Here is a 1,381-nt window from a genome sequence, read left to right on the forward strand (position 1 = left end):
CCGGTCAGGCCCCCGAATCTTGGACATTTTCTGGCGAATTCCCGTAAGGGCTCATTAAACGGCAATTTCAAACGCTTTTACTTCGTTTTTCTGAAGTTTTTCATTAAACTCAACCGGCGAGTAACCATATAAACTCATGTGAATTCTACGCTTGTTGTAAAACTCCATAAACCGATCTAGGGCCGTGAATGCTTCCTCAAATGTCATAAATACATGACGTCGGAAACATTCGCGTTCTAATATGCTGTGAAACGACTCGATGAAAGCATTCTTATTTGGTGTTCTATTCGGTGTTCGTTCATGTATGAGATGCGCCTGGTTAGCCTCAAAGAATGCACCAAACTTATGACTTTTAAATTGCGGGCCATTGTCGGTGCGTACAACAAGCTGCTGCTTCTGAGCGTAGATATTGCGCTTTAGGAGCGCCTTTTTGAGCGTGTCTAACAGATCTTCTGTTTTGGACTCCTTGCCGCGGTATTGTGCCACGACCTGACGGTCATAGACGTCAATGATACTGGTCGTGTAGAAGTAGCGTTGTAAACCCGCCACATAGCCATATTTCACGTCCATTTGCCACAATTGGTTCGTGGCAGTTACCGTCATGTTATTCGCTAAACGACGCGGATACGTTGTTCTAGGCTCGCGTGGCTTACCCAGGATTTGAAGTTCTTTGCAGAGACGATAAACCTTCTTTTTATTGATTTGAATGTGGTGCTGCATACGGAGCGCAAGGGTTATTTTTCGGTATCCGTACGCCGATTCATCGCCTTCCATTAGCTTCATAATTAGCCGCTTGATTCGTGTGTCCTGAATCTTCCGGCCTTCAAAAGAGTATGAGTAGCCTGGTGCCGGACGACCGCCATTAGCACGTTGTTTAGGGCTTGTATGCTTTTTTTGATAGTAGTAAGTCGATCTTGCTATGCCGCATATTTTAAGCACTGTCCGAGCCTTGTAGCCTTTTAGGATCCATTCTCGGGCCACTTGAATTGGATATGTGGATACTTTTTTTTTACAAGGTCGCGCAGCAGGGCGATCTCCAGCTCTTTCTCGCCGAGCAGCTTAGTTGCATGTTCATATTTATCTTTCCAGTCACTTGTTGTTTCAGGAGCAGCGTTGAGATTCTCCATCTTCTTCTTTTTGCCCATGGTGATCTCCACCTCATCTCGGTATATTTTCACCCATTTGTACAACGAGTAAGGGGAGAGACCATGTTTACGTGCGGTCAAGGCTATATTCCCCCGGTCCAGCGCCTCCTCGACGACCTGTATTCTCAGTTCATCGAACTTGCTATGTTGGACTCTCATTTTCGACAACCCCCAGCTAAATTTAATTGTATATTGTTTAGCCTAAAAGTGTCCAAAATGATTAGGGGGCTTTTTAG

The 1,381-nt window shown here is 45.1% G+C and carries 2 protein-coding genes; both read right to left on the bottom strand.

All coding sequences use genetic code 11. The features are described from left to right. Positions 1-54: 54 nt before the first annotated feature. Positions 55-981 carry an IS3 family transposase gene (locus PKO01S_RS28445; RefSeq protein ID WP_281278972.1) on the bottom strand — a complete coding sequence of 309 codons (927 nt, stop codon included), beginning with the start codon at positions 979-981 and terminating at the stop codon, positions 55-57. Beyond that, on the bottom strand, positions 960-1,304 hold the full coding sequence (locus tag PKO01S_RS28450) for a helix-turn-helix domain-containing protein (RefSeq protein ID WP_127534785.1): 345 nt from the start codon (positions 1,302-1,304) through the stop codon (positions 960-962). Before PKO01S_RS28450 ends, PKO01S_RS28445 begins: the two co-directional genes overlap by 22 nt. Positions 1,305-1,381: the final 77 nt, after the last annotated feature.

Source organism: Paenibacillus kobensis NBRC 15729, assembly GCF_004000825.1.
Lineage (GTDB): Bacteria > Bacillota > Bacilli > Paenibacillales > Paenibacillaceae > Paenibacillus_T > Paenibacillus_T kobensis.

Coding starts and splice junctions, on each gene's coding strand:
- PKO01S_RS28450 (WP_127534785.1), bottom strand. CDS start 1,304: ATGAGAGTCCAACATAGCAAGTTCGATGAACTGAGAATACAGGTCGTC.